Below are 21,236 nucleotides of genomic sequence, written 5' to 3'. Positions count from 1 at the left end.
CCGACGTGTCGCCGGGCGCGCGTCAGTCGTTCTCGCGCTCGTCGTCCTCGGCCCATTCGCGAGAGCGCTGGGCGAGCAGCTGCGGAGCGTTGGCCGCCTCCTCGGCGGTGTCGAACGGGCCGGCGCGGTCGATCGCCGGCGACTCGAAGCCGCGCTCCACGGCGCCGGTGGAGAAGTTGTACCAGTACTTGTCTTCGCCTGACGTCATGGCGCGTCCTTCCTGTCGGGGCGTACGCCCACCGGTCCCGATCTGCGGGCTCTGGCTCGATCCTAACGAGCGGCACCGACGACCTGGATAGGCTGGACGCCATGACGACGAAGGCGACCCGCGCGGTCGGTGTGGACATCGGCGGAACCGGCATCAAGGGTGCCCTCGTGGATCTGGAGGGGGGAAACCTGCTCAGCGACCGTGTCAAGGTTCCGACACCGGCCGGCGCAGAGCCGGACGACGTGCTGGGCGCGGTGAAGACCGTTCTCGAGACGCTCGGCGTCAGCGATGCCGACATTCCCCTGGGCGTCGCCTTCCCGGCGATCGTCAAGAACGGCAAGACCCTGTCCGCGGCGAACGTCGCCGAGACCTGGGTCGGGTTCGAAGCCGAGAAGTTCTTCGAGGACGGACTGGGGCGCGAGATCCACTTCGCCAACGATGCTGACGTCGCCGGTGTCGCCGAGGCGCGCTACGGTGCCGCGCGCGATGTTCCCGGGCTGGTGCTGCTGACGACCCTGGGCACGGGCATCGGCACGGCGATGCTCTACAACGGCGCGCTCATCCCGAACGCCGAGCTCGGTCACCTGCAGCGGGCGAACCACGGCAAGGATGCCGAGGCCTGGGCCGCCTACTCGGCGATGGAGCGCGACGAGCTCACCTGGAAGAAGTGGGCGAAGCGCCTGCAGTGGTACTACAGCTACCTCGAGTTCCTGCTCAGCCCCGACCTCTTCATCGTCGGCGGCGGCGTCTCCAAGCACGCCGACGAATTTCTGCCGATGCTGACGCTGACGACACCGATCGTGCCCGCCACGCATCGCAACAACGCCGGGATCATCGGCGCGGCTGCGCTGGCCGTCTGACCGACGGGGCGAATGGGCCGGCCTGTACGCCGGGTTCTGTCCGGGAGCTGATGCTCCGTGGACGGTCATCTCTCTCGGCGACACGTTGCCGTGCCGCTCCAGCGGCCTACCCGGGGACTCGGCGAGCCGCGTCGGCATCCCCTGTCTGGCCTTGCTCCGGGCGAGGTTTACCGTGCGGATCGTGTCACCACGATCCCGGTGGTCTCTTACACCACCCTTTCACCCTTACCCCGGTGCTCCGACCGGCGGAGTCCGGGGCGGTCTGCTCTCTGTGGCACTGTCTCGCGGATTGCTCCGGGTGGGTGTTACCCACCGCCCTGCCCTGTGGAGCCCGGACGTTCCTCGGTGCGGGATGACCCCGCCACGCGACCGTCCAGCCGACCCATTCGCGCTCTCGATCCTACTGGTCGGCAACGGTCGATCGTGATACGGTGTCGCCACGAGACCCGGCTGGGGGGTTTGGGCTCGCATCGCCTGGGGGAGGCATTCATCATGCGCAAGTACACACTGTCCGCTGTTCTCGCCGTCCTGTTGCTGTCGGGGGGTGCGACGGCCGCGGTCGCCGCCGATTCCGACGGGTACGGGCCCGACACGCCACCGGCGCCGACCTTGGTCGGCACGATGGTCGCACCGTCGTGCGAATCCGACGTTCCATGGATCAACTACTCGGTCGTCATGACCGATCCGAGCGGACTTGCCACGAGCCACACGGCCCGCATCGTGCTGAGCGACGGCAACCAGTCGACCACGATCCCGCTCGGGGAGCTGGTCAACGGGCGACTGTCGGGGCGCGTCCTGTGGCCCGGCGCGTCCGTCGACGCGAACGGCGTCGGCAACGGATGGCCCGGATGGGCGTTCGAGAACGGTCAGTGGGTTGCATCGTCGGGCAACTTCGCGTGGACCCGGGGCGACATCTCCGCTGTTGTGGAGGTCAACCCGTCGCTGCGCGTCGCCCTGTCGTACCCGCCGTCCACGTCGGCGTGCCTGACCGATCCGGCGGGTGTCGGAATGTCGGGTGCCGTCGCGGCGGCCGGCATGTCGCTGCCGGCGACGGGAGGCGACGTCGCCGCGGTGCTTCCGCTCCTCGGCGGGGCGGTCGTCCTGCTCGTCGGTGGAGGTGTGCTGCTGTACGTGCGCCGCACCCGTCGCGCCCGTGACTGAGGCCACCACCGGCTCAGCGCAGCACCGCGACCGCGACCGCCGGCGTTCCCGCCGGCGTCGCATCGGGGCCGTCGTCCTGGTCGCCGTCGGCGTCGTCGTGCTGGGCTTGGCGTGGCTCGGCATCCGCGGGTGGATGGCCAAAGGCGAGCTGGACGACGTCGCCGCCCTCCAGCCGCGGCTGAGCTCGGCGATGGCGGCGGGCGACGTCGACGCACTCGCCGCCGTGGTGACCGACGCCGAACAGCACGCGCGTCGCGCGGCGGAGTTGACGACCGATCCGATCTGGCGGGCCACAGAAGCCGTCCCGATCATCGGAGCCAACACCGCGGCGGTGCGCATCGTCGCGGAGAGCGTGCGCGACCTCGCCGTCGCCGCGCAACCGGTGCTGCACGTTTCGACGCCGTCGCGCAGCGGCGAGGGAGGGTTCGACCTGACGGCGGTGTCGGCGGCCGCGCAGCCGGTGGACGACTTCGCCGCGGTCTTCTCGCGTGTCGACGGGTCGTTGGGCGGCATGTCGACCGCGGGTCTGGTCGGGCCTGTCGAGGCAGCGACTGCGCGTCTGCGTGCTGCGGTCGCCGCGGCGGCTCCGACCATGGCGGAGGCAGCCTCGGTCGCCCAGATCCTGCCGGCGATGCTGGGAGCGCACGGGGCCCGATCGATCCTGGTCATGGTGCAGAACTCGGCTGAAGTGCGCACGGGTGGGGGTATCACCGGATCGTTCATCCTGCTGCGCGCCGACGGTGACCGGCTCGCGGTGGTCGACCAGGTCGACTCGAGCATGTTCCCTCATCGCGAGACGCCGATCGCAGAACTGCCCGCTGATCTCGTGACTCTCTACGGACAGTCCCCCGGACGATTCGTCATGAACGCGACCATGACGACTGACTTCGCGCTGAGCGCCCGATTGGCCTCGGCCTGGTGGCAGTCGATCGGCCGTCCGGCTCCAGACGCGGTGATTGCGATCGATCCTGCGGTGCTCACCGCGATGCTCACGATCACGGGACCGATCACCCTCGGCGACGGCACGATCGTCGATCCTGCCGATGTCGTGGGTGACGTGCTCGTCACGCCGTATCTCGACAAGACGCCCGTCGAGCAGACGGCGGTGCAGCGCGACCTGTTCGACCGCCTTTTCGCTCAGATCACGTCTGCGCCCATCGACCCCCTGCGCTGGGTGCGAGCGCTCGCCAAGCCGGTCGCCGACGGGCGGATCTCGATCTTCAGCACGCACAGTGACGAACAGGTCGCGGTGACCGACGGGGCGTTCTCCGGAACGCTGGGGAGGTTCCGAGCTGCCGGGCCCGATGCCGTGGGCGTGTACTTCAACGACGCGACGACCGGAAAGATGGACACGTTCCTCCACGTCGATCTCGCGGCGTCCGTGCGGACGTGCCGCGCGGACGGCGCCGCCGACGTGACGGTCGCCGTGACTCTCAGAAGCGCTGCGCCGGCCGGCGCGCGCACGTTCGCGGAATCGATGACGGGAGCAGCGAATCCCGCCGCGCCCGGCGATATCACGACCGATGTGACGGTGATGGTCCCCCGCGAGTGGTTCGTCGGCGGTGTGACGCTCGACGGCGTGGACGTGTCCGCGACCGCGGCCGACGGCAGTGACTCCTCCGCCTCGTTGGCGCGGGTGACGCTGCGGCCCGGCGAGCAGAAGACGCTCGCGTTCGGGTTCGTCGCGAAGAACGGCGCGCAGCTGCGACCGGTGCTCGTGCACACGCCGATGATGAACGACGTCAGCGTCGCCGAGGTGGCGTCGACGGCGTGCGGCTGAGGGCGAGCGGGTGCGGACGGTGCTGCCGCGGTCAGCTCTTGGCGGCGTCCTGCGCGATGCGGAGGTCGAGGGGGAAGTCGACCGGAAACCGTCCGAAGAGCAGGCGCGCTGCGCCGTCGGCGGCCTGACCCACGGCGTCGGCCACGGCGTCGGCGTGCACGACAGGTGTATGGACGATGATCTCGTCGTGCAGGAAGAAGGCCAGGTGCGGACGCCGCTCGAATACGGCCCCGGAGTTCCGTGCCGCATCCCTCTCGTCGACCGGCGGGAGCGCCGCCAGTCGACCACGGAGGTCGGCGAGCCACGCGAGCGCCCACTCGGCTGCCGTGCCCTGCACGACGAAGTTGCGGGTGAAACGCCCGCGATCGCGTGCGGCGCGCCGTGCCCGCGTCCGATCGCTCTCCGTCGCCTCCGGCAGCGCGGCGGCGGACTGGATGTCGCGCCAGTGCGTCGATGCGCCGGGACTGGTCCGTCCGAGCCAGGTCGAGACCACGCCGCCCTGCTCCCCCGTCGCCGCGGCGGCATCCACGAGACCCATCGCGCGAGGGTAAGCGCGTCGCAGGGCAGGCACCAGCCGTCCGCTGTCACCCGTCGTCGCGCCGTACATCGCCCCCAAGACGGCGATCTTCGCCTCTTGCCGCGTGTGGACGACACCGCTGCTGACGATGCCCTCGTACAGGTCCTGTCCGCGCGCCGCGGCGGCGAGGGCCTCGTCTGAGGACATCGCCGCCAGGACCCGCGGTTCCAGCTGAGCCACGTCCGCGACGATGAGACACCAGCCGGGGTCTGCGCGCACCGCGGGGCGCAGCTGGCGCGGGATCTGCAGCGCTCCGCCCCCGGACGATGCCCACCGTCCGGTGACGACGCCGCCGGGAACGTACACGGGACGGAATCGACCGTGGGGCGCCCACTCGTCGAGCCACCCCCAGCCATTGGCGCTCATCAACCGCGTGAGCTTCTTGTAGACGAGCAGTGGGGCGATCGCGGGATGGTCGTACTCGGCGAGCTCCCATCGATTCGTGGAGTCCGCGGCGATGCCGACGCGATGAAGGCTGCGTAGCAGCTTGGGCTGGGAGTCGAGATTCGCCGTCGGATCCTGGAGCGCCTCGCGGACCCGCGCCGCGGCCTCGCGCACGCGTTCGGGCTGTTCTCCCGGGGGCGGACGTGTGCCGAGCGTCTCCTCCAGGATGTGCTCGTGGGTCCCCCGATCCCAGGGCAGTCCGGCGCTGTGCATCTCGACGGCCAGGAGCGCTCCGGCTGACTCCGCCGCCACGAGCAGGCGCAACCGCGCGGCCTCGGATGAGCTGCGAACAGCCTGCTGCTGCCGGCGGAACTCCGCGAGCACCTCGTCCGGATCATCCGGGACGCCGGCGGGGACAGTGGCCTCGACGTCGAAAAGGGTGGGCACCGTCACGGGCGGCACCTCCTCTGTGGCAGCAACATCCCACTGCGTCGCTGTCCGAAGGGCATCCGGGTCGGTGACGAGCGCACTGCGGCGGAGGATCGCGTGGGTCAGGCGAAGATCGTGACACCGCGCGACCACCGATCGCGCGTCCAGGATGCCGGGATACCAACGATTCGTATCCGACCACACCCATCGTGTGCCGGCCTCGTCCGCGTCCCACCAGTTCTCCCGTGAGCGGCGCTGCACGTCCGTGACGTCGAGGTCGGCGTCGACCGTCGTGATGACGACGGTGTCGCCCTCGCTCGCCACGAGTCGCCAGCGCGGCGCGATCGCCGCCGCGCTGCTGGTCGTCACAGCCCCGATTCGTTGGTGCGTACCAGAATCGCCCCGCACTCCGGGCAGGTCACGACGTCATCGTCGGAGGCCTGTCGAATCGTCTGCAGATCGGTTCCGGACAGCACCATGCGGCACGCCTCGCACGTCTTACGGTGCAACAGGCCGGCTCCGACGCCGCGGGCAGCGAGACGCTCGTACATCGCCAGCAGATCGGCGGGTACGCGCGCGGCGACCGCGGCGCGGTCGCGGGTCGCCGCCTCCCCCCGGGCGGCGGCCGCCGCCACCGCGTCCTTCGCCGCCGCGCTGAGACGAGCGCCCTCCTCGTTCACCGCGGCGATCGTCTCTTCCTTTGCGGAAACGGCGGTCTGGGCGGCATCGAGCTGCTCCATCAGTTCGAGCTCGGCGTCTTCGAGGTCGCTCTTGCGATTGGCGAGCGAGGCCAGTTCGTGCTCGAGGCCCTGAGCTTCCTTGGCGTTCGCCGACGACGCGAGTCGTTCGGCATCTCGGGCGGCCCGCGCCTCGACCACGGCGACGTCCGACTCCACCCGCGCCAGTTCGGCGGTGATGTCGTCGCGGCGCCCCAACAGCGTCGTCAGTTCCGCGGACAGGCTCTGCCGGCGAGCGAGCAGCTCTTGGACGCGACCGGCCTGCTCGGGGGTGCGGCGGGCGTGCTCGGCGGCCCGGATCACGCCGTCGAGGTTGGCGAGTTCGAGCAGGAGCTGCTGGTCTGCGGGTCGGGACTTCACGGTCCCAACCTACCGCGACACGTGGACAGTGCATCCCCGGTGAGGTCGCGCCCCACTAGCATGACCACACCAACCGCGGCGCTGCGAGGGTGCCGTTCGTTCTCGCAGGGAGACGCCATGAGCCTGATGCGCACGAAGTCGATCGAACGGTCCATCGCCGACACCGAAGCGCCGGAGTTCCGGCTCCGCAAGTCGCTGTCAGCCCTCGATCTCACGGTCTTCGGCGTCGGTGTCGTGATCGGCGCCGGCATCTTCACGCTCACGGGTCGCGCCGCCCATGAGGTCGCCGGCCCCGCCGTCGTCGTCAGCTTCGTCATCGCGGCGATCGCGTGCGCCTTGGCGGCGATGTGCTACGCCGAGTTCGCCTCCACGGTGCCCGTCTCGGGATCCGCGTACACGTTCTCCTACGCGTCGCTCGGCGAGCTGTTCGCCTGGATCATCGGGTGGGATCTCATCCTCGAGATGTTCCTCGGTGCGAGCGTCGTGGCTCAGGGCTGGAGCGCTTACCTCGGCGTTCTCCTCGGGCAGCTCGGCATCCCGCTGCCCGCCGTGATCGGCTACGGGGGTGCGGTCGATGTGATGGCGATCGTCCTCGTCGTCGTGCTCGGTGCCCTCATGACACTCGGCATCCGCGAATCGATGCGCGTGAACCTCGTGCTGGTCGGGGTGAAGCTCTTCATCGTCTTGTTCGTGATCGTCGCGGGGATCATGTTCGTCAACCCCGCGAACTACTCGCCGTTCATCCCGGATGCCGCGCCGCGCGAGGCCGCGACGGGCCTCATGCAGCCGCTGCTGCAGTTCATCTCCGGCTCGGCGCCCATGGCGTTCGGTGTCGGCGGCATCTTCGCCGGAGCCGCGCTCGTGTTCTTCGCGTACATCGGGTTCGATGTGGTCGCCACCACGGCGGAGGAGACCAAGAACCCGCAGCGGGACCTTCCCATCGGCATCATCGCGTCTCTTGCGATCTGCACGCTGCTGTACTGCGCGGTGGCGCTCGTCGTGACGGGCATGGTGCGCTTCGACGAGCTCGACCCGGCCGCGGCGCTCGCGAACGCCTTCGCTTTCCATGGGCAGACCTGGATGGCGACGGTGATCTCCGCGGGAGCCGTCGCCGGTCTGACGACCGTCGTGCTCACGTTGCTCATCGGTGCGACCCGCATCATCTTCGCAATGTCGCGCGACGGCCTGCTCCCCCAGCAGCTCGCGAAGGTGCACCCGACGCGGCGCACACCATGGGTCATCTCGATCATCGTCACCGTGGTCGTCGCACTTGTGGCCGGGCTCACCCCCGTCGGAGTCCTCGAGGAGATGGTCAACATCGGAACGCTGTCGGCGTTCGTGCTCGTCTCGGTCGGAGTGGTCGTGCTGCGCCGCACCCGGCCGGATCTGAAGCGGGGCTTCCGCGTGCCCTGGAGCCCCGTCCTGCCGCTTCTGGCCGCGCTGATCTGTCTCTATCTGATGCTCAACCTGACGGTGGAGACGTGGCTGCGATTCCTCGTGTGGCTGGTCATCGGCGTCGTGGTCTACGTCGCCTACTCGCGTGGGCACTCCCGGCTCGGCCGTGACGGCGATCCGTATCTCAATCCCGCGGAGCCGACGGTGGTCGGACGCGACGAGTGAGCACCGCGAACTCGTAGACTGTCGACGTCAGGGCCTTTAGCTCAGCTGGTAGAGCGCCACGTTTACACCGTGGATGTCGTCGGTTCGATCCCGGCAGGGCCCACTCATGATTCGATGTCGTGGCCGACGAGGTTCTCGAGAATGGCGGCCAGGCTCTCCCGTGCGGCCTCATCGAGAGGAGCGAACAGTGCCTCTCGTACTGCGTCGGCGATGCGATTCCCCTCGGCCAGGGCTGCTCGACCGGCCGCGGTGAGGGTGTGCTCGATGCGCCGACCCCGCCCCGCCGTCCGCTCGATCAACCCACGGCCGAGCAGGCGATTGGCGAGGGTGCCGAAGGCCTGATCGCTCTGGAAAGTGGCTGACGCCAGCGTGTGCCCGGTTGCTCCCGGCATCCGATCGATCGCGCGCAGCGCGTCCCATTGCACGAGCGTCACACCGGCGTCGCGCAGTGCAGCGTCCAGTGCCCGATGGTTGCGATACTGCGCGCGCTTGATCGCCTGGCCCAGCAGTTCGAGATTCGTTGCCACGGTGCTAGCGTATCAACATTCGTAGATAAACATATTGATAAGGAAATGATCGTGACACCCAGACATCTCACCCGCACCGCACTCGTTCTGCACGGCGGCGGTGGTCCCGCAACCGTGGCGCCGATCGTCGCTCACCTGGGCACATCGATGCGTGTGATCGCGCCCACACATCCGGGTTGGGACGGGACGGCCCGCACCGACGACATCGCATCGATCGCCGATCTTGCGAAGGTCTACCTCGCACGCCTGCGCGCCGACGACGAGCGCGACGTCGTCGTCGTCGGTTCGTCGATCGGCGGGTGGATCGCGCTCGAGATGGGTGTGCAGGCAGCCGGCGACCCACAGGATGGTGGCACGATGGGCGCGATCGTCAGTATCGACGGGACCGGCCTCGTGATCGAGGGCGAGCCGGGCGCAGACTTCTTCGCGCTCGACGCGCGCGGCCTCGCGGAAGCGGCGTGGCACGACGCCGAGCGCGGATACCGAAACCCGGCAACGATGTCGGAAGCGGAGCGTGCCGTCCTGCAGTCCAACCGGCAGGCGATGGCGGCGCTGACCGGCCCCACGATGAGCGACGCGACCCTGCTCGAGCGCGTGGGCGCGATCGAGGTCCCGACCCTGCTCCTGTATGGCGCGAGCGATCGGATCGTCACACCGGCCTACGGTCGCGCAGTCGCGGCGGCGATCGGCGAGGCATCGTTCGCGGAGATCCCGGACGCAGGGCACCTCCCCCACCTCGAGGAACCTGCGGCGACGTGGGCGATCATCGACGCCTTCCTCGCAGCACCGAGGAGTTTGCCCTGACGACTCCGTGCGTGACGCGCACCGCGCGGGGGCCACTCGCTGCCGGCGCGATCCACTCCAGCGAGATGTGACTAGGCTGATCCAGGATGCGTTGTCGACGCTGCACAAAGCCGCGCGTATCAGAAGCCCCGTCCCTGGCATGATCTGCCAGACGAAGAAAGGTGTCTCGTGACGGTCAACGATCAGGATCCGTACTCCCAGGGCCCGCAGGACAGCGACCCCGAAGAGACGCACGAGTGGCAGGAATCGCTCCAGCAGCTCGTCGACAGCAAGGGCGCCGGGCGTGGCCGCGAGATCATGCTCAGCCTGCTCAACAAGTCGCACGAGCTGCAGCTGAACGTTCCCCAGGTGCCGACGACCGACTACATCAACACGATCGCTCCGGAGAACGAGCCCGAGTTCCCCGGTGATGAGGAGCTCGAGCGCCGGTATCGCCGGTGGATCCGCTGGAACGCTGCACTGACCGTGCATCGCGCGCAGCGTCCGGGCATCGGCGTCGGAGGTCACATCTCCACCTACGCGTCGTCCGCCTCGCTGTACGAAGTCGGCTTCAACCACTTCTTCCGTGGTCTCGACGACCCCAACGGTGGAGACCAGATCTTCATCCAGGGTCACGCCTCCCCCGGCATCTACGCCCGTTCGTTCCTCGAGGGACGTCTGTCGGCCGATCAGCTCGACGGCTTCCGGCAGGAGAAGTCGAAGGCACCGGACGGCATCCCCTCCTATCCGCACCCGCGTCTCATGCCGGAGTACTGGCAGTTCCCGACCGTGTCGATGGGCCTCGGCCCCATCAACGCCATCTACCAGGCGATGACCAACAAGTACCTGACCAACCGAGGGATCAAGGACCTCTCCAACTCCCGCGTCTGGGCGTTCCTCGGCGATGGAGAGATGGACGAGGTCGAGAGCCGCGGACAGCTCCAGGTCGCCGCCAACGAGGGCCTGGACAATCTCACGTTCGTCGTGAACTGCAACCTGCAGCGCCTCGACGGCCCCGTGCGTGGCAACGGCAAGATCATCCAGGAACTCGAAGCGTTCTTCCGCGGTGCGGGCTGGAACGTCATCAAGGTCGTCTGGGGCCGCGGCTGGGACGAGCTGCTGCAGGTCGACACCGACGGCGCCCTCGTGCGCCTGATGAACACCACCCCGGACGGTGACTTCCAGACGTATCGCGCCGAGGACGGAAAGTTCATCCGCGACCACTTCTTCGGTCGTGACGAGCGCACCGCAGCCATGGTCAAGGACTGGTCCGACGAGGACATCTGGGGAAAGCTCCGCCGCGGCGGTCTGGACTACCAGAAGCTCTACGCTGCCTACAAGGCGGCGACCGAGCACAAGGGTCAGCCGACGGTCATCCTCGCCAAGACGATCAAGGGTTACGGCCTGGGTCATCACTTCGAGGGGCGCAACGCGACGCACCAGATGAAGAAGATGACGCTCGACGACCTCAAGCACTTCCGCGACTCGATGCGCATCCCCGTCTCCGACGCTCAGCTGGAGGAGAACCCGTACGCGCCGCCGTACTTCCACCCCGGTATGGAAGACGAGACGATCCAGTACATGGTGGAGAAGCGTCGCGCCCTCGGCGGGTTCCTCCCGGAGCGCCGTACCCACCACGTTCCGATCAGCCTCCCCGACGACAGTGCGTACGCGCTGCCGAAGAAGGGATCCGGAACGCAGGAGGTCGCGACCACCATGGCGTTCGTCCGCCTGCTGAAGGACCTCCTGCGCTCGAAGGACTTCGGCAACCGCATCGTGCCGATCATCCCCGACGAGGCGCGCACGTTCGGTCTGGACGCCTTCTTCCCGACCGCCAAGATCTACAACCCGAACGGCCAGAACTACACGTCGGTCGACCGGGAACTGCTGCTCGCCTACAAGGAGAGCCCGCAGGGACAGATCATGCACGTCGGCATCAACGAGGCCGGAGCGGTGGCGGCGTTCACCGGCACGGGAACCTCGTACGCGACGCATGGTGAGCCGCTGATCCCGGTCTACATCTTCTACTCGATGTTCGGCTTCCAGCGCACCGGCGACGCGCAGTGGGCCGCCGCCGACCAGATGGCGCGTGGTTTCATCATGGGTGCCACCGCGGGCCGCACGACGCTGACCGGTGAGGGACTCCAGCACGCCGACGGCCACTCCCACCTGCTGGCCTCGACGAACCCGGCCACCGTGTCGTACGACCCCGCGTACGGGTACGAGATCGCCCACATCGTCCGCTCCGGCCTGGAGCGGATGTACGGCGGCAACCACCCCGATCCGAACGTCATGTACTACATCACGCTCTACAACGAGCCGCTGGTGCAGCCCGCCGAGCCCGAGGGCGTCGACGTCGAGGGCATCGTCCGCGGCATCCACCGCATCTCGGAGGGGGCCGGTGACGGACATCGCGTGCAGCTGCTCGCGTCCGGTGTGGGTGTGCCGTGGGTGCTCGAGGCCCAGCAGCTGCTGCGCGAGGACTGGGGTGTGGCCGCCGATGTGTGGTCGGTCACGAGCTGGACGGAGTTGCGCCGCGACGGACTCGCCGCCGACGAGCACAACTTCCTGAACCCGCTGGCCGAGCCGCGCACCGCGTACCTCACCGAGAAGCTTCGCGACACCGCGGGCCCCGTCCTGGGCGTCAGCGACTACATGCACGCGGTGCAGGACCAGATCCGCGAGTGGGTTCCCCGTCGCTACGTCACCCTCGGCGCGGACGGCTTCGGCTTCTCCGACACCCGGGCCGCGGCGCGTCGGTTCTTCAAGATCGACGGACCGTCCATCGTCGTCCGTGCCCTGCAGGCGCTGGCCGACGAAGGGCTCGTCGACCGGTCGCTGTCGGCACAGGCGATCGAGAAGTACCGCCTGCACGATGTGACCGCCGGAACGAGCGGAAACGCCGGCGGCGAAAGCTGATCGATTCGATGCCCGCCCGCCCCACCCCTCAGGAGAAGGCGGAGACACTCGCGTGGCTCCGCCGGGTCTCCGGAGACCTGGCCACGGCGACCATCAAGCGGCTCGAAGAGTCGCTGCCCTGGTACGCCGACATGCCTCCGGCCCGTCGCTCGGCGGTGGGCCTGGTGGCGCAGGCGGGCATCGCGTCGTTCATCCAGTGGTACGAGGATCCCGGCTCGACGCCGTGGATCGCTGCCGACATCTTCGCCGCTGCTCCCCGTGAGCTGCTGCGCAGCGTCAGCCTGACACAGACTCTCCAGCTGATCCGCGTCACCGTCGCCGTCACGGAGGAACGCGTCGCGGGAAAGGCGGAGGATCTCCGCGAGAGCATCCTGCTGTTCTCCCGCGAGGTCGCCTTCGCCTCCGCGGACGTGTACGCGCGGGCGGCGGAGGCGCGCGGGCTGTGGGATGCGCGCCTGGAAGCGCTGGTCGTCGACTCCATCCTCACCGGCGAAGCAGACGAGGAGCTGCCCAGCCGCATCGCCGCCCTCGGCTGGCACGGCCACGGCGAGGTCGCGGTTCTCGTCGGCACGACTCCGCCGCAACTGGACGTCGATCATCTGCGCCGAGTGGCACGCAAGCTGGGTGTCGATGTCCTCATCGGCGTGCAGGGATCTCGTCTCGTGCTCGTGATCGGCCGCGCCGTGCTGCCCGGGCGTGAGCCCGTCGCCGAAGAGCTGCCGTTCACGGAGATCGCCCTCCGTCTGGAGCCGGGCTTCGGGCCGGGGCATCTCGTGCTGGGGCCGACGGTGCCCGCACTCGTGGATGCCGGGCTCAGCGCCCGTGCCGCGTTGGCGGGCTTCGCCGTCGCCGGTGCCTGGCGCCACGCGCCGCGCCCCGTCGAAGCCGACGACCTGCTGCCCGAGCGTGCCCTCGCCGGCGACGCCATGGCGAAGGCGACGCTCGTCGAGCGGATCTACCGTCCTCTGCAGGCGCACTCGGCCGATCTGGTCGCGACCCTGTGGAGCTATCTCGACAATGGCCGCTCCCTCGAGGCGACCGCCCGCGAGCTGTTCGTCCATCCCAACACCGTGCGCTACCGACTCAAGCGGGTCTCCGATGTCATCGGCTGGGATGCGACCGGCCCGCGTGAGGCCCTCATCCTGCAGACGGCGCTCATCATCGGATCGATCGGCACGGAGGCGACGCGACGGCGCGGAAGCGCAGCGCGACGGTCCGCGCGCGCGGACTGAGCCTCGTGCCGTTGTCGCTCTGACACAAAGCATCTCGCTTTTGTTGTGACGTCGTCGCCAGCGCGGCGGCGCAGAACTTGGAAGGATAGGCACGTGATCATCACCGTCTTCCCCGGTCAGGGGTCGCAGACCCCCGGGTTCCTGACACCGTGGCTCGAACTCGCGGGATCCCGCGAGCGTCTCGAACGCTATGCAGAAGCGGCGCAGGTGGACCTCGTGTCCGCCGGCACCGAGTGGGACGCCGACCGCATTCGTGACACGGCGGTCGCGCAACCCTTGATCGTCGCGGCGAGCCTGCTGTCGTACGCCGCTCTCCAGGATGCCGCGGGCGTCTCGCCTGCCGGCGTCGCCGGACATTCGGTCGGTGAGGTGGCGGCCCTCGTCGCCGCTGGCGTCCTCAGCGACGACGACGGCATGCGTCTGGTCGGGCTTCGCGGACGGGCCATGGCCGATGCCGCCGCGCAAGAGCAGACGGGCATGAGCGCGATCCTCGGCGGCGACCGCGACGCCGTGCTCGCTCTGCTCGACGAGTTGGAGCTCACCGCGGCCAACCACAACGGCGCCGGACAGATCGTCGCCGCAGGCGCGCTGGACGCCCTCTCGGAGCTTGCGGCCCACCCCGCCGCCGGCAGCCGCGTCATCCCCTTGCAGGTGGCCGGCGCCTTCCACACGTCTTACATGGCGTCGGCCGTCGACACCCTGCGCGCCGCGGCCGCCGAGGTCTCGGCATCCGACCCCCGTCTCACGCTCTGGACCAACCGCGACGGCGCCCGGGTGGACGGCGGCCGCGAGGCGCTCGACCTACTCGTCGCGCAGGTCTCCTCCCCCGTCCGCTGGGATCTGTGCATGGAATCGTTCGCGGATGCGGGGGTCACCGGCATCATCGAGCTCGCGCCGGCCGGAACGCTGACGGGCCTTGCGAAGCGCGCCCTCCGCGGCGTGCCCACCGTGGCCGTGAAGACACCCGACGACCTCGCGGCTGCGGCCGCCCTGCTGACAGGAGGCGACGCGTGACCGACGCGCCCACCCGACCGACCCTCGTCCAGGCGACGGGACCGGCACACACCCGCATCTACGCCTACGGCGCTGCCCGTGGCGAGAACGCCGTGCCCAACGATGACCTCGTGGGCCCCATCGACTCCAGCGATGAGTGGATCCGCCAGCGCACCGGCATCATCACGCGTGTGCGCGCGAATGCCGCAACGACGGCGATCGAACTCGCTGCCGACGCCGCGGCCGAGGCCATCGCCGGCGCCGGTATCGACCCGTCGCTGGTGGACGCCGTGATCGTCGCGACGATCTCGAACCCGAAGCAGACTCCCTCGGTGTCGGCGATCGTCGCCGATCGCATCGGCGCCAACCCCGCGGCCGCGTACGACCTGAACGCCGCCTGCGCGGGCTTCGCGTACGGCGTCGCCCAGGCGGATGCCCTCATCCGGGCCGGCGCCGCGCACTACGCCGTCGTCGTGGGCGCAGAGAAGCTCAGCGACGTCGTCGACCCCACGGACCGCTCGATCTCGTTCCTGCTCGGTGACGGCGCCGGCGCCGTGGTCGTCGGACCGAGCGACTTTCCGGGCATCGGTCCCACTGTCTGGGGATCGGACGGCTCGAAGGCCGACGCGGTCGGGATGAACCACACGCTCACCGAGTTCCGCGACGGCACGGCACCCTGGCCGACGCTGCGTCAGGAGGGTCCGACGGTCTTCCGCTGGGCCGTGTGGGAGATGGTCAAGGTCGCCCGCCAGGCGCTGGAAGAGGCCGGTGTGCAGCCCTCCGACCTCGCTGCCTTCGTGCCCCACCAGGCGAACATGCGCATCATCGACGAGTTCGCCAAGCAGCTGAAGCTCCCTGACACGGTCGTGATCGGCCGCGACATCGAGACCACCGGCAACACGTCGGCGGCATCCATCCCCCTCGCCACCCACCGCCTGCTCTCCGAGCACCCGGAACTGTCCGGCGGGCTGGCGCTGCAGATCGGATTCGGCGCCGGATTGGTCTTCGGCGCGCAGGTCGTCGTCCTTCCCTGACGGCCCGAGATACCCGGTCGCGACAGCCGTCGCACCTAGACTGAACGTCGGCCCCGCAGGGCCGGTGAAACCCCGATAAACAAGGAGAATCCCATGGCATTCAGCAACGACGAGGTCCTCGCAGGGCTCGCCGAGCTCATCACGGACGAGACCGGCATCTCGGCGGACGAGGTCGCGCTGGAGAAGTCGTTCACCGACGACCTCGACATCGACTCGATCTCGATGATGACGATCGTCGTCAACGCCGAGGAGAAGTTCGGCGTCACGATCCCCGACGAAGAGGTCAAGAACCTCAAGACCGTCGGCGACGCCGTCACCTTCATCACCACCAACCAGGCCTGACCTCAGGCCTCGCCACCTGCACCCCGGTGGGGGCCGTCGTGCCCCCACCGGAGCATCCGAGGAGACCATGAGCATTCCCCGAATCGTCGTCACCGGCATCGGCGCATCGAGCCCCATCGGGGGCACCGCGCCGGAGAGCTGGGCCGCGCTGCTGGGTGGCGCCTCCGGCGCTCGCACCCTCGAGTACGACTGGGTCGAGCAGTACAACCTGCCCGTCACCTTCGCGGCGCAGGCCGCCGTGCGCCCGGACACCGTGCTCGAGCGCCCGATCGCCAAGCGTCTCGACCCGTCCTCGCAGTTCGCGCTCGTCGCCGCGATGGAGGCGTGGGCGGATGCCGGGAGCCCGGAGGTGGACCCGGAACGGTTGGGGGTCGATTTCGCGACCGGCATCGGGGGTCTCTGGACCCTCCTGGATGCGTGGGACACGCTTCGCGAGAAGGGCCCGCGTCGGGTGCTGCCGATGACCGTTCCGATGCTCATGCCCAATGCGGCGGCGGGCAACCTGTCGCTGCATTTCGGTGCCCGCGCGTATGCGCGGACGGTCGCCAGCGCCTGTGCGTCCAGCACGGAGTCGATCGTCAACGCCATCGAGCACCTGCGTGACGGCCTCGCCGACGTGGTGATCGCGGGAGGCACCGAGTCGGTGATCCACCCCGTCACGATCGCCTCGTTCTCGTCGATGCAGGCGCTCTCCAAGCGCAACGACTCCCCCGAGACGGCGTCGCGTCCGGGCAGCATCGACCGCGACGGATTCGTCATGGGCGAGGGTGCCGGCGTGCTGATCCTCGAGACGGAGGAGCACGCCAAGGCCCGCGGCGCGAAGATCTACGCGGTCGTCGTGGGCGGAGGGGTCACGGCGGACTCGTACCACATCACGGCGAACGATCCCGAGGGCACGGGCGCCGCGCGCGCCGTCAACATGGCTCTGGCCATGGCCGATGCCTCCCCCGACGACGTGACCCACGTCAACGCCCACGCGACCTCGACGCCGGTCGGCGACCCGAACGAGTACGTCGCGCTGAAGAGTGTGTTCGGTGACCGCATCGACGAAATCCCGGTGTCGGCGACGAAGGCCTCGACCGGTCATCTGCTCGGTGGTACCGGCGCGCTCGAGGCGATCTTCACGATCCTGGCCATCCGCGACCGGGTGGCCCCTCCGACGATCAACATCACGGAGCAGGATCCCGCAGTCCCGTTCCGTCTGTCGGGCGCGCCGACGCCGCTGGGCGACGGTCCGCAGCTCGCGATCAGCAACTCGTTCGGCTTCGGCGGCCACAACGCCGTCGCCGCCTTCGCTTCGGTCTGAGCATTCGCGCGTGAAGACGCCCCCGCATCCGTGAGGATGGCGGGGGCGTCTTTCGTGTCAGACGGGGATGCGCGGTCTCGGTCTCCGGGAAGCCGTCCGAAGCCGGTACTGGCGCCTCCACCCGTCTGAGGTCGGTGGCGGGTCTCTCAGCCCACCTTGTGCAGCCAGACGACCGGTGCGTCGTCGCTGGCGTGACGGAACGGCTCGAGCTCCTCGTCCCAGGTCGACCCGAGCGCGACCTGGAGCTCGCGCTGCAAGTCGTACGGGTCGCCGGCGGCGATCTCCATCGCGTAGCGGATGCGATCCTCACCGATCACGACGTTGCCCGCGGTGTCGGTCTGCGCATAGTGGATGCCGAGATCCGGAGTGTGCATCCACCGCCCGCCATCGGAGCGCGGGGTCGGGTCTTCGCTGACCTCGAAGCGCAGGTGCTCCCACCCGCGGATCGCGGTCGCGAGGGCGGCGCCGGTGCCGGCGGGACCCTCCCAATAGAACTCAGCGCGGCGACTGCCCGTGAGAACGGGTTGGTCCGCCCACTCGAAGCTCACCGCGCGCCCGAGGGCGCGACCGACAGCCCACTCCAAGTGGGGGCACAGCGCACGTGGCGCGGAGTGGATGTAGATCACTCCGCGCGCCTGTGGGGTCGACGTGGTCGCCATCGCGATTCTCCGTTTCTTCAGGTACGTCTTCCCCTACGACCTGAGTGTCGGATGCGTGGCGCCTATGTGGTTGTGGGCCCATTATGGCCGATAACGACGCGGAATCACAACCGTGTCATTGGTAGGGCGGGTGGGACTTGAACCCACGATCGTCGGGTTATGAGCCCGCTGCCTTGACCAGCTTGGCCACCGCCCCCTGTCCCCGGAAGTCTAGCGGGGGCGCGGGTCGTCTCGATCGCGCACGGGTGGCTCGGGCCACACCTTCGCCACGGCATCCGTGAGGCGCTGCGATCCGGGCGAGACCTGTTCGCCGCTCCCGCGCGTGATGGGGATCTCCTGGCTGTCGCTGATCACCTGCGGGTGGTGGCGAGCCAGTTGGAAGACGCCGGTGACGGCCAGCGCGCCGGCGACGACGAAGCCGCCGTAGGCCCAGAGGGGGGCGCCGTCGGCTTCGCGCAGCACGGCCAGGCCGATCACGATGGCGACGATCGGATCGATGACGGTGAGACCGGCGATGACGAGGTCGGGCGGGCCGGACGCGTAGGCAGTCTGCACGAAGTAGGCGCCGATCGCAGTGCCGGTGAGCAGGGCGACGATGCACACGATCGTGAGCCACTCGAAGTCGCCCGTGCGGATCCGGCTGAGTACGACCTTCGCGAGTGTCGCGACGAAGCCGTACATGATGCCGGCGGCGACGATGTAGAACAGTGCTCCCATGCGAGCGCGCAGCCACAGCCAGAGTGCGGTGAGCACGATGGCGACACCGGCGAGGATCAGCAGCACGGTGATCAGCTGTCCGTCGCTGATCGGGGTCTCGGTGGCGTACAGGGCGGCGATCGTGACGAACACGAAGATGCCGGCGACGCAGAGGCCGATGGCGGTGAGGGAGCGCTTCGTGGGCTTGAGACCGCTGATCCGCGCGTTCAACAGCGTCGTGATGACCAACGAGACGGCGCCGAGCGGCTGCACCAGGATGAGGGGTGCGAACGACAGGGCGGACAGCTGGCAGACGATCGCCAGGCCCAGCATCACGGTGCCGGCCACCCACGATGGCCGGCGCAGCAGATTCCAGATCTGGCCGCCGGTGAGACCGGTCCCCCCGGCGGTCGCCGTGAGACGTTCGACCTTCTGCACCCCGCGGTGCTGATACTGCGCGCCGAAGGACATGAACACGGCGCCGAGCAGGGCGAGCGGAATGCCGATGAGGATGCCGGGGTCCGCGAAGACGCCGACGAGCTTGTCGGTCACATCTCCGAGGTCGTTGAGGGCGGCATGCACCCCTCGACACTAACGGCCAGGTGCGCTCGATAGGCTCAGGACGTGGCTGTTCTTCCGATTCGCATCATGGGCGATCCCGTCCTGCACTCCCCCGCCGATCCCGTCGCCGAGATCACCGATGACATCCGCACCCTCGTCGCCGACATGTTCGAGACGATGGATGCCGCGCCCGGTGTCGGCCTCGCCGCCCCGCAAGTGGGCGTGGGTCTGCGCATCTACACCTACAGCTACCAAGACGATGAGGGGCAGCCTTGGCGCGGTGTGATCCTCAACCCGGAGCTGTGGATGCGGCCTCCCGTACCCGGCGCGCCGGACCCGGACGACGAGTCCGAGGGGTGCCTGTCGTTCCCCGGTGAGCGCTTCGCCCTGCGCCGCTCGGATGAAGTCCTGGTCACCGGTATCGACCTGGACGGCGAGGCCGTACGCATCCAGGTGGACGGCTGGCGTGCGCGCATCATGCAGCACGAGTTCGACCACCTCGACGGCATCCTCTACGTGGACCGTCTGGACGACGGCGATTGGAGGACCGTCCAGAAGATCGCGCGCAAGCGCGGTTGGGGTCGCGCCGGCGCGTCCTGGACGCCGGGAGTCGACGATCTGGAGGGGTGAGCGAGCCCGGTCGGGTATCGCTAGGCGTCGGGTGCGCCGTTTTCGATCAGGGTGAGCTGGGTTCCGTCTGCGTCGACGAGGAATCCGGCTCGCTGTCCCCAGGACTGCGTCTGAACGGGTCGCAGCCGCGGAAGGCCCGCGTCGTGCTCGGGGACGCCGGATCGCTTGATGTCCTCGTACAGCTCGTCCACGTCGTCGACGCGGACGCTGCACATGAAGGAGCTCGCTTCGGGCACCAGGTCGTCGAATCGGAAGAACTCGAGCACCAGCTCGCCCCGACGAAGGATCAGCCACGCGTCGTCACGGTAGCTCGGAGTGAATCCGAAACCCCCGTAGAAGCGGACCGTGCCGCCGAAATCACGCGATGGCAGGTTCGGGACAGCACGGTCTGGCATGTCCGAAGCCTAGCGGTGGAAACGAAAACGGCCCCAGAGTGGAGTCTGGGGCCGTTCGCTCCCCGGCTTGGACTCGAACCAAGAACCTGCCGGTTAACAGCCGGCTGCTCTGCCAATTGAGCTACCGAGGATCAATCACCCGCGAGCGGGCAACCCGTCCATATTAGCAAACGTCGGGGTGTGCTCGTGACACGATACGCGTCTTCACGACACGAGGCGGGCACCGCCGTCCGGAGTCCAGAGCAGATCCGCGATGCCATGCCCGTAGGCGACGGGCAGACCTGCTCGGAGCACCAGCACATCGGCATCGAGCTCTCGCACGGCTTCGGCGTCGTTGGTCACCATGAGAATCGCCATGCCGTTCTCGTCGCGCCGGCGCAGCAGCGCGTCGCGCGCGGCATGTCTCACCTCGACGTCGAGGTTCGCGTACGGATCGTCGCCGATGAAGACCTTCGGGCCGAGCACGAGGGCGCGAGCGATCGCGACACGCTGGCGCATCCCCGAACTCAGCTCATAGGGATACCGGGTGGCTGCGCCGAGCGGGAGTTCGAACTCGTCCAGCAACCCCGCGACGCGGACGGCCAGCGCGCGCTGATTGACACGTCGATCTCGGCTCGTGATCGGCTCGCCGATGACGTCTCCGACGGTCAGTCGAGCCGGAAGGCCGGCTCCCGCGCGCTGCGGGACATACCCGGTGTAGTACGCGCGCACACGCGCAGCGCGCCCCCTGCGCCGAACGGCCGTGCCATCGACCCAGGCGTCGCCTCCCACCACCGACAGCGAGTCGTCGCTCGTGCCAGCGAGCAGTGTCGCGAGGGTCGATTTGCCCGATCCGGTCGTGCCCATGACCGCCAGCGCGCGGCCCGGGTCGACCCGGAAACTGACGCCTTCGACGACGCGCACTCCCGCGCGCGCAATCGAGAGGTCGTCGCAACGAAGCGCGGCAGGATTGTCGGTGGGGGCACGACGCGGCATGCGCTCATCCTGCCCGCTCTGACCCGTGGGCGCCACCGTGCGACCGGGCGTGCGACCGCGCCACGGGG

The 21,236-nt window shown here is 68.9% G+C and carries 20 protein-coding genes, 3 tRNA genes and 1 other RNA gene; 13 read left to right on the top strand and 11 right to left on the bottom strand.

Going from position 1 to position 21,236, the window contains the following annotated elements; all coding sequences use genetic code 11:
* Nucleotides 1-22 precede the first annotated feature (22 nt).
* Complete coding sequence (locus CEP17_RS05125) at nt 23-208, bottom strand: hypothetical protein (protein ID WP_036285081.1); 186 nt, start codon at nt 206-208, stop codon at nt 23-25.
* 101 nt (nt 209-309) lie between these two features.
* Between CEP17_RS05125 and CEP17_RS05120 the strand changes: the two genes are divergently transcribed.
* Entirely contained in the window at nt 310-1,068 is a 759-nt protein-coding gene (locus tag CEP17_RS05120) for an ROK family protein (protein ID WP_039415929.1), read from the top strand.
* A 9-nt stretch (nt 1,069-1,077) separates the two neighbouring features.
* Here CEP17_RS05120 and rnpB read toward each other — a convergent pair.
* Nucleotides 1,078-1,453: RNase P RNA component class A (gene rnpB / locus CEP17_RS05115), an RNA gene on the bottom strand.
* A gap of 107 nt (nt 1,454-1,560) precedes the next feature.
* Here rnpB and CEP17_RS05110 point away from each other — a divergent pair.
* A complete protein-coding gene (locus tag CEP17_RS05110; protein WP_112931486.1) occupies nt 1,561-2,229 on the top strand; it encodes an LPXTG cell wall anchor domain-containing protein in 669 nt (222 codons plus the stop codon).
* Nucleotides 2,222-4,009, top strand: a complete 1,788-nt coding sequence (locus CEP17_RS05105; RefSeq protein WP_112931485.1) for a DUF4012 domain-containing protein — start codon at nt 2,222-2,224, stop codon at nt 4,007-4,009. Before CEP17_RS05110 ends, CEP17_RS05105 begins: the two co-directional genes overlap by 8 nt.
* 31 nt (nt 4,010-4,040) lie before the next feature.
* Here CEP17_RS05105 and CEP17_RS05100 read toward each other — a convergent pair whose 3' ends face one another.
* Together CEP17_RS05100 and CEP17_RS05095 are read right to left on the bottom strand one after the other, a co-directional pair.
* A complete protein-coding gene (locus CEP17_RS05100) occupies nt 4,041-5,768 on the bottom strand; it encodes a bifunctional 3'-5' exonuclease/DNA polymerase (RefSeq protein ID WP_112931484.1) in 1,728 nt (575 codons plus the stop codon).
* Nucleotides 5,765-6,496 (bottom strand): C4-type zinc ribbon domain-containing protein, encoded by a 732-nt coding sequence (locus tag CEP17_RS05095; protein WP_112931483.1) that lies wholly within the window; start codon nt 6,494-6,496, stop codon nt 5,765-5,767. The genes CEP17_RS05100 and CEP17_RS05095 overlap by 4 nt, the downstream gene beginning before the upstream one ends.
* Before the next feature lie 117 nt (nt 6,497-6,613).
* Between CEP17_RS05095 and CEP17_RS05090 the strand changes: the two genes are divergently transcribed.
* Together CEP17_RS05090 and CEP17_RS05085 are read left to right on the top strand one after the other, a co-directional pair.
* Entirely contained in the window at nt 6,614-8,116 is a 1,503-nt protein-coding gene (locus CEP17_RS05090; RefSeq protein WP_112931481.1) for an amino acid permease, read from the top strand.
* 30 nt (nt 8,117-8,146) lie between these two features.
* Nucleotides 8,147-8,219 (top strand) — tRNA-Val (locus CEP17_RS05085).
* 1 nt (nt 8,220) lies between these two features.
* Here the strand turns inward: CEP17_RS05085 and CEP17_RS05080 are convergent.
* Entirely contained in the window at nt 8,221-8,643 is a 423-nt protein-coding gene (locus CEP17_RS05080; RefSeq protein WP_112931479.1) for a MarR family transcriptional regulator, read from the bottom strand.
* Nucleotides 8,644-8,694: 51 nt separating this feature from the next.
* Here CEP17_RS05080 and CEP17_RS05075 point away from each other — a divergent pair, with 51 nt between their 5' ends.
* The 7 genes from CEP17_RS05075 to CEP17_RS05045 all read left to right on the top strand — a co-directional run bounded on the left by CEP17_RS05075 (nt 8,695) and on the right by CEP17_RS05045 (nt 17,252).
* Nucleotides 8,695-9,447 (top strand): alpha/beta fold hydrolase, encoded by a 753-nt coding sequence (locus CEP17_RS05075; RefSeq protein WP_239498590.1) that lies wholly within the window; start codon nt 8,695-8,697, stop codon nt 9,445-9,447.
* A gap of 168 nt (nt 9,448-9,615) precedes the next feature.
* Complete coding sequence (gene aceE / locus CEP17_RS05070) at nt 9,616-12,345, top strand: pyruvate dehydrogenase (acetyl-transferring), homodimeric type (RefSeq protein WP_039415924.1); 2,730 nt, start codon at nt 9,616-9,618, stop codon at nt 12,343-12,345.
* An 8-nt stretch (nt 12,346-12,353) separates the two neighbouring features.
* Nucleotides 12,354-13,577 (top strand): PucR family transcriptional regulator, encoded by a 1,224-nt coding sequence (locus CEP17_RS05065; protein ID WP_036318379.1) that lies wholly within the window; start codon nt 12,354-12,356, stop codon nt 13,575-13,577.
* 93 nt (nt 13,578-13,670) lie between these two features.
* The gene (locus CEP17_RS05060; protein ID WP_039415923.1) at nt 13,671-14,591 is read left to right on the top strand and encodes an ACP S-malonyltransferase; all 921 of its coding nucleotides are present in this window, start codon (nt 13,671-13,673) and stop codon (nt 14,589-14,591) included.
* Nucleotides 14,588-15,604, top strand: coding sequence for a beta-ketoacyl-ACP synthase III (locus tag CEP17_RS05055; RefSeq protein WP_036318380.1), 1,017 nt, complete (start codon nt 14,588-14,590; stop codon nt 15,602-15,604). The genes CEP17_RS05060 and CEP17_RS05055 overlap by 4 nt, the downstream gene beginning before the upstream one ends.
* Nucleotides 15,605-15,697: 93 nt before the next feature.
* Entirely contained in the window at nt 15,698-15,946 is a 249-nt protein-coding gene (locus CEP17_RS05050) for an acyl carrier protein (RefSeq protein ID WP_005049448.1), read from the top strand.
* A gap of 67 nt (nt 15,947-16,013) precedes the next feature.
* The gene (locus CEP17_RS05045) at nt 16,014-17,252 is read left to right on the top strand and encodes a beta-ketoacyl-[acyl-carrier-protein] synthase family protein (RefSeq protein WP_036318381.1); all 1,239 of its coding nucleotides are present in this window, start codon (nt 16,014-16,016) and stop codon (nt 17,250-17,252) included.
* A 146-nt stretch (nt 17,253-17,398) separates the two neighbouring features.
* On the opposite strand, the gene CEP17_RS05040 is transcribed toward CEP17_RS05045, so the two are convergent.
* The 3 genes from CEP17_RS05040 to CEP17_RS05030 form a co-directional block, all read right to left on the bottom strand.
* Nucleotides 17,399-17,911 (bottom strand): DUF3145 domain-containing protein, encoded by a 513-nt coding sequence (locus CEP17_RS05040; protein WP_036318382.1) that lies wholly within the window; start codon nt 17,909-17,911, stop codon nt 17,399-17,401.
* 119 nt (nt 17,912-18,030) lie between these two features.
* Nucleotides 18,031-18,107, bottom strand: a tRNA-Ile gene (locus CEP17_RS05035).
* Between the two features lie 14 nt (nt 18,108-18,121).
* The gene (locus tag CEP17_RS05030) at nt 18,122-19,189 is read right to left on the bottom strand and encodes a DMT family transporter (RefSeq protein ID WP_112931475.1); all 1,068 of its coding nucleotides are present in this window, start codon (nt 19,187-19,189) and stop codon (nt 18,122-18,124) included.
* 42 nt (nt 19,190-19,231) lie between these two features.
* Between CEP17_RS05030 and def the strand changes: the two genes are divergently transcribed.
* Nucleotides 19,232-19,798: a peptide deformylase gene (gene def / locus CEP17_RS05025; RefSeq protein WP_112931474.1), complete on the top strand. Its 567-nt coding sequence runs from the start codon at nt 19,232-19,234 to the stop codon at nt 19,796-19,798.
* A 20-nt stretch (nt 19,799-19,818) separates the two neighbouring features.
* On the opposite strand, the gene CEP17_RS05020 is transcribed toward def, so the two are convergent.
* The 3 genes from CEP17_RS05020 to CEP17_RS05010 form a co-directional block, all read right to left on the bottom strand.
* Nucleotides 19,819-20,193, bottom strand: a complete 375-nt coding sequence (locus CEP17_RS05020; protein ID WP_036318384.1) for a bleomycin resistance protein — start codon at nt 20,191-20,193, stop codon at nt 19,819-19,821.
* Between the two features lie 58 nt (nt 20,194-20,251).
* Nucleotides 20,252-20,324, bottom strand: a tRNA-Asn gene (locus CEP17_RS05015).
* Between the two features lie 73 nt (nt 20,325-20,397).
* A complete protein-coding gene (locus CEP17_RS05010) occupies nt 20,398-21,168 on the bottom strand; it encodes an ATP-binding cassette domain-containing protein (protein ID WP_036318385.1) in 771 nt (256 codons plus the stop codon).
* Nucleotides 21,169-21,236 lie beyond the last annotated feature (68 nt).

The organism is Microbacterium sp. PM5 (genome assembly GCF_003293595.1).
GTDB lineage: Bacteria > Actinomycetota > Actinomycetes > Actinomycetales > Microbacteriaceae > Microbacterium.
Note: the sequence above shows the minus strand (reverse complement) of the source record. Positions and strands in the feature narration are given on the sequence as shown.